Source organism: Pararoseomonas baculiformis (genome assembly GCF_017813395.1).
GTDB lineage: Bacteria > Pseudomonadota > Alphaproteobacteria > Acetobacterales > Acetobacteraceae > Roseomonas > Roseomonas baculiformis.
The window spans coordinates 114,974-121,560 of sequence record NZ_JAGIZB010000015.1 but is presented as its reverse complement, the minus strand read 5'-3'; the positions used below and the strand labels follow the sequence as shown (position 1 = coordinate 121,560).

General features: G+C 69.9%; 5 protein-coding genes. 3 read left to right on the top strand and 2 right to left on the bottom strand.

Annotated elements, in window-relative coordinates:
- Positions 1 to 43 precede the first annotated feature (43 nt).
- Positions 44 to 715 carry an NYN domain-containing protein gene (locus J8J14_RS16175; RefSeq protein ID WP_245215853.1) on the top strand — a complete coding sequence of 224 codons (672 nt, stop codon included), beginning with the start codon at positions 44 to 46 and terminating at the stop codon, positions 713 to 715.
- Between the two features lie 282 nt (positions 716 to 997).
- Here the strand turns inward: J8J14_RS16175 and J8J14_RS16170 are convergent, their stop codons facing one another.
- Positions 998 to 2,314, bottom strand: a complete 1,317-nt coding sequence (locus tag J8J14_RS16170) for an O-antigen ligase family protein (protein WP_209380568.1) — start codon at positions 2,312 to 2,314, stop codon at positions 998 to 1,000.
- A gap of 106 nt (positions 2,315 to 2,420) precedes the next feature.
- On the opposite strand from J8J14_RS16170, the gene J8J14_RS16165 reads away from it, so the two are divergent.
- Complete coding sequence (locus J8J14_RS16165) at positions 2,421 to 2,999, top strand: DUF2585 family protein (protein WP_245215843.1); 579 nt, start codon at positions 2,421 to 2,423, stop codon at positions 2,997 to 2,999.
- A gap of 22 nt (positions 3,000 to 3,021) precedes the next feature.
- On the opposite strand, the gene J8J14_RS16160 is transcribed toward J8J14_RS16165, so the two are convergent.
- Positions 3,022 to 4,047, bottom strand: a complete 1,026-nt coding sequence (locus J8J14_RS16160; protein WP_209380567.1) for an SDR family oxidoreductase — start codon at positions 4,045 to 4,047, stop codon at positions 3,022 to 3,024.
- 167 nt (positions 4,048 to 4,214) lie between these two features.
- On the opposite strand from J8J14_RS16160, the gene J8J14_RS16155 reads away from it, so the two are divergent.
- Complete coding sequence (locus J8J14_RS16155; protein ID WP_342452465.1) at positions 4,215 to 6,548, top strand: molybdopterin-dependent oxidoreductase; 2,334 nt, start codon at positions 4,215 to 4,217, stop codon at positions 6,546 to 6,548.
- The last annotated feature ends 39 nt before the right edge of the window (positions 6,549 to 6,587 follow it).

Here is a 6,587-nt window from a genome sequence, read left to right as displayed (position 1 = left end):
GCTTCATGGCTGACAGAATCGCAGGAATACCGCATCGTTCCAACTGAACCCTGCAATTCCAGCATCCCAAATCCCGAACTTTCCTGCTCCAGATCAACAGGTTGCTGGTTATTCAAGGCCGACTACTTATGCGATCACGCCGCACCAAAATTTTGCAAATACAGTCGGGAAGAACGCGTCCGACATTGCTCTCGTGATTGACGCGATGGATCTTCTGCATTCGGGGCGGTTCGGCGGATTTTGCCTTGTATCGTCCGACAGTGATTTCACGCGTCTCGCTGCTCGTATCCGCGAACAGGGGATAGATGTTTATGGATTCGGCGAGCAAAAAACCCCAGCGAGCTTTCGACAAGCTTGTAAGCGGTTCATATACACAGAGAACCTTGTTCCAGTTGTGCCGCGATCTGAACAGGGCGCAGCCGTGCCAAAACCAGAAAAACCCGCCGAGGCGTCACACAAACAACCTCCATCACTTGCGATTCCTTTAATTGAAGCCGCGCTCGCTCAGTTGGAGGATGTGGACGGATGGTATTCTTTGGCAGCAGCCGGAACACGTTTGTTGGCACTCAAGTCGGACTTTGACCCAAGGACTTACGGCTGCGCCAAGCTCGCTTTGCTCGTCGAAAGATCCCAGGCGTTCAAGCTGAGGCGTGACGGTCTCATAGTGCACATCAAGCCCAAGGCCATTGCAGGATCGATCCCGTCCGAACGGTGATTATACGGGCTTCCGCCATAAAGGGGGACATTCGATCTCGATCTCACATCGGAAAGCTCCGCTTTCAGGAACGTCGTTTTCGGCGAAGAAGGTCCGCTACGGGCGCGAAGCAGAAACGTTTTGCATACGGAAGCCTACGACTGCTTCTCCCACATGAACGGGTGCTAGACACCGGGGCCAGAAACGTCAGACATCGGGCTGCCCTGGGATAGCCATTCGCCTGTATGTCCGCCACGGCATGACGCTACTTGTGGACACTACGGCCCCATGTCGGAAGCCCGGCTATGGATTCCGCCGCGCAGCGAAGCCGGCGGCCAGGGCCGCCGCAAGGGCCTGCGAGGCCAGCCACCAGGCCTGCCACACGCCGAAGGACGCGGCGAAGGTGACGGCGGCCGAGGCGAGGACGCCGATCACGACCGGGGCGGCACCCCAGCTCATCGCCACCACCGCAAGAGCGGCGATGCCGAGGCCGATCCAGCCGAGTTCCAGCCAGATCTGCAGCCCACCGTTATGCGGGTGAAGGGAAAGGCGCTGGACGCCGGGGGCGAGAAGCCATGCGCGCTCCCCTTCCGGCGAGACGCCGAGGCGGGCCATGGATTCGCGGGAGGGGTTCTCGACTCCGCCGGGGATGTTGCGGCTCGCCTCCATGCCCCAGCCCAGCAGGGGCTTCTCCGCCGCGCGTTCCAGCGTGAAGTCCCAGATCAGCATGCGGTGCAGCGCCGAGTGCGGCGCCCGGGCAGCCAGGTCCGGGCGCAGCACATGCGGAACGAGCAGCGGGGCGGCGAGCAGGGCTCCGGCGAGCAGCAGGGCGGCCAGGCAGGAGACGAAACGGCCGCCGAGGCTGGCCAGGGCAGCGGCGGCGAAGCCCGCCAATGCGGCGATCTTCGGCGTATCCCCCGGCAGGATCAGGATGGCGACAACGCCGAGGGCCATGAGCAGCCAGCGCCACGCTTCCGCGATGCGGAGCCGCAGCAGCAGCGGCAGCAGCAGCGCCATCACGGAGGCGGCTGGCTTCAGCCCGAATTCCAGCCCGGGGCGGGTACCGGGCAGGCCGCGCACCGTGGCGCGCACCCATTGGCCCGTGGCGTGGTCGATCAGGGCCAGCGCCAGGCCGAGCACGAGGCCGCCCAGGATGCACCAGCCCAGGGTCCGCCGGGCGGGCGGCGCTTCCTCCGCCACCACCACGGCGCCGGCAGCGCCGAGCAGGGCGATCCCGGCCAGCGACCCGGCGGAGGAGAGCGCCCAGCGCGGATCGGGCGCCCAGAGCGCGGAGATGGCCGCCCAGGCCGACAGGGCGAGGAGAAGCGGCAGCACCGGGCCGGCCGGGACGGGCCAGCGCCCTTCCTCCCGCCGATGCGCGATGGCGGCAAGGAGAAGCGCGATCAGCGCGATGGGCGCCATCGCCTTGGATTGCAGCACGGCCGCCGCGGGCGCGATGGCGGCGGCAACCTGGAGGGGCAGGGTGGCGGCGCGGTACCAGGGGCGGAGCTGGCCGCGATGAAGCGCCCCGGGGCCGTGGCGGTCGGCGAACTCGCTGGCCAGGGCCCCGGGCGGGGCGGGGCTGGCCATGGGCTCTGTAGCGGCGGCGCGCGGCACCATGCGGTCCTCGGCGGAATCAGGTTCGGCCGCGGCTTCTAAAGCGGTTTTCCGCGGGGCGGAATCCACAGCCTGTGCGCCAGGGCCGTTCCGTGGCAAGGCGCCAGGGATGCTGGCACCACCTTCCCACCGCATGGCCTGGCCGCTGGCCCTGGCCGCCACGGCGGCCGTTATGGCGGCCGTGCTGCTGGCCATGGGGCGGTTGCCGGTCTGCGAATGCGGCACCGTGAAGCTGTGGCACGGCGCGGTGAACAGCGCGGAGAACTCGCAGCACATCGCGGACTGGTACATGCCGTCCCATGTCGTGCACGGGCTGCTCTTCTACGGGCTGTTCCGCTGGGTGGCGCCGCGGGCCTCGCTCGGCGCGCGGGCGGTGATGGCGGCGCTGCTGGAGGCGGCCTGGGAAATTGCCGAGAACACGCCGGCGGTGATCAACCGCTACCGCGAGGCGACGGCCGCGCTGGGCTATAGCGGGGACAGCGTGGTGAACTCGCTGGCCGATCTGGGATTCATGCTGGCCGGCTTCGCCATCGCCGCCCGCCTGCCCTGGTGGGCCACGCTGCTGTTCGGGCTGGCGCTGGAACTGCTGGCCCTGGCGGTGATCCGGGACAACCTGACGCTGAACGTGCTGATGCTGCTCTGGCCCGTGCCGGCCATCCGGGACTGGCAGGCGGCGCTGCCCGGATAGGCCGGCAGCGCCGCGCCCTGGCTCAGGGGAAGCCCGAGCCGCCGGAGGCGCCCAGGACCTGGCCGGTGGTGTAGCTGGATTCCTGGCTGGCCAGCAGGACATAGGTCCCGGCCAGCTCCACCGGCTGGCCCGGGCGGCCCATGGGGCTTTCGGCGCCGAATTCCGGCAGCTTCTCCGGCTCCTGCCCGCCCGAGGGCTGGAGCGGGGTCCAATAGGGGCCGGGCGCCACGGCGTTCACGCGGATGCCCTTCGGCGCCAGCTGCTTCGCCAGGGACTTGGCGAAAATGACATTGCAGGCCTTGGTCTGGGCGTAGTCGAAGAGCGAGGCGGAGGGCTCATAGGCCTGGACCGAGGCCGTGATGATGATGGAGGCGCCGGGCTTCAGGTGCGGCAGCGCGGCCTTGGTGATCCAGAAGGGCGCATAGACATTCGTCTTGAAGGTCCAGTCGAAGAGCTCGGTGTTCAGCTCCTCGATGGAGGGCAGGGTGTGCTGGCGTGCGGCGTTGTTCACCAGGATGTCCAGCCCGCCCAGCTCGCCCACCGCGGCGTCCACCATGCGGCGGCAGAAGGCCTCGTCCCGGATGTCGCCGGGCAGGGCGATGGCCTTGCGGCCCTCCTTGCGGATCAGGTCCAGCACCTGCTCGGCGTCCCGCTGCTCCTGCGGCAGGTAGCCGATGGCGACATCCGCGCCCTCCCGCGCGAAGGCGATGGCCGCGGCGCGGCCGATGCCGGAATCGCCGCCGGTGACCAGCGCCTTGCGCCCGGCCAGGCGGCCGGAACCGCGATAGCTCGTCTCGCCATGGTCGGGGCGGGGATCCATCTCGCTCGCCAGGCCGGGCCATTCCTGCTGCTGCCGGGGGAAGGGCGGGCGGGGATAGGCGTTCTGCGGGTCGCGCGGGGCCACCAGCGGTGCGGGCTGGCCAGAGGATGGCGCCGCGGCATTCTGGGCGGCGGCGGGCGCGGCGGTCGTCGCCAGGGCGGCTGCCCCCAGGGCGGCGCTGCCCATGATCTGGCGGCGCGAGGACGGGGCGTCGTTCTTCGGGTCCATGGGCGGGGGCTCCTCTGGGGAAGGCGGGCGGAAGGCAGGGATGGAAGGAGGCGCCGCGCGCGGCCACGCGCCGGCTCGGCCCGTGGCATTCCCTGTTGTCGTGGATGGCGGAAAAACGCCCCCGGCATGGGGCGGTTGCGCAGGGAAGGATGCCTTCGGGTTTGCCCATGCGGCCCGGCCGTCGCATCCTGGCGGGCATGACCGAGATCAAGCCGCATGCCGCCCACTGGGGCTATTTCGATGCCGTGGTGGAGAACGGGCGCGTTGTCGCGGCGCGGCCCTTCGGGCGGGATCCCTTTCCCGGCACGCTGATCGAGGGAATGCCGGACCTGGTGCATGCCCCCTGCCGGATCGACCGGCCCTATATCCGCGAGGGCTGGCTGGCGGGGCGCCGCCAGGGCGTGCAGCGCGGGCAGGACCGCTTCGTGCCGGCCTCCTGGGACCAGGTGACGCGGCTGGTGGCGGAGGAGGTGGCGCGGGTCCGGGCGGAGCACGGCCATGCCTCGATCCTCGGCGGCTCCTATGGCTGGGCGTCGGCCGGGCGCTTCCACCACGCCCGCAGCCAGCTGCAGCGCTTCCTCGGGCTGGGCGGCGGCTACACGGCGCAGGTGACGAACTACTCCTATGGCGCGGGCATGACGCTGATGCCCCATATCCTCGGCACCAATGACCCGGTGACCGGGCCCGCCACGGATTGGCGCAGCATCGTGAAGCATGCGCGGCTGATGCTGTGCTTCGGCGGGTTGCCGCTGAAGAACGGGCTGGTGACCGCGGGCGGCGGCGGCGCGCATGAATACGTGCCGATGATGAAGGCCGCCGTGGAGGCGGGGCTGCGCTTCGTGAATATCGGGCCGGATCGCGGCGCGGCCGCGGATTTCCTCGGCGCCGAATGGGTGCCGATCCGGCCGGGCGGCGATGCGGCCATGGTGCTGGCGATGATCCATGCCATCGTCGCGGCGGGGCTCGAGGATCGCGACTTCCTCGCGCGTTGCACGGAGGGCTGGGAAAAGCTGCGCGCCTATGTGATGGGCGAGGCGGAGGACGGCGTGGCGAAGACGCCGGAATGGGCGGAGCCGCTCTGCGAGATCCCGGCCGCCACCATCCGCGCCCTGGCGCTGGAGGCTGCCGCGAAGCCGACCATGGTGACGGCCACCTGGTCCGTCCAGCGCGCCGAGCATGGCGAGCAGCCCTGGTGGGCGCTGGTGGGGCTGGCGAGCGTGCTGGGCGGTATCGGCAAGCCGGGCCTTGGCATCGCCTTCGGCTATGGCAGCATCAACGGCATGGGCACCTCGCGGCGCGAGCTGCCGAGCGTGAGCCTGCCGGCCACGCGCAACCCGGCCGGCGCCTTCATCCCGGTCGCCCGCGTGACCGAGCTGCTGGAGCGGCCGGGCGAGGTGCTGCGCTACAACGGCCGCGACATCCTCCTTCCCGACACACGCCTGGTGTTCTGGAGCGGCGGCAACCCCTTCCACCACCATCAGGACCTGAACCGCCTCTCGCGCGCCCTGGCGCGGACGGAGACGATCGTGGTTTCCGAGCCCTGGTGGACGGCGATCGCGCGCCAGGCCGATATCGTGCTGCCGGCGACGACGACGCTGGAGCGGAACGACATCGCCAGCTCCTCCCGCGACCGCTTCGTGCGCGCGATGCACCAGGCCGTGCCGCCGCAGGGCATGGCGCGGAACGACCACGACATCTTCGCCGACATCGCCGATGCGCTAGGCTACCGCGAGCGCTTCACCGAGCAGCGCGACGAAGGCGCCTGGCTGCGCCACCTGTATGACCGCTTCCGCCGGGCCTGCGCGGCGCTGGGGGAGGAGGTGCCGGAGTTCGACCGCTTCTGGGCGGAGGGGCATATCGAGTTCGCCCGGCCCGAGCAGGATTTCGTCTCCTTCGAGGACTTCGCGCGGGACCCGCAGGCGGCACCGCTGGCCACCCCCTCGGGCAAGGTGGAGCTGTATTCGGAAACCATCGCGGGCTTCGGGGATGAAGGCGTGCCGGGGCATCCGGTGTGGAAGGCCCCGCGGGAATGGCTGGGGGGAGATCTCTCCCGCCATCCGCTGCACCTGCTCTCGGACCAGCCCGCGACGCGGCTGCACGGCCAGCTCGACCCGGCCCGCGTGGCGCGGGCCAGCAAGATCCAGGGGCGCGAGCCGATCCGGATGAACCCGGCCGATGCCGCCGCGCGCGGGCTGGCCGGTGGCGACATCGTGCGCGTGTTCAACGATCGCGGCGCCTGCCTGGCCGGGGTGGTGGTGACGGAGAACCTGCGGCCCGGGGTGGTGGCCATGTCCACCGGCGCCTGGTGGGACCCGCAGGAGACCGAGGCCGGGCCGCTCTGCGTGCATGGGAACCCGAATGTGCTGACACAGGATGTCGGCACCTCGCCGCTCGGGCAGGGATGCGCGGCGCAGTCCTGCCTGGTGCAGGTGGAGGCCTGGCGCGGGCCGCTGCCGGAAGTTCGCGTGCACCGGCCGCCGGAGATCGCCGAAGCGGGCTGAGGGACGGGCTGAGAAGAGGATCATCGATCCGTCATCGTC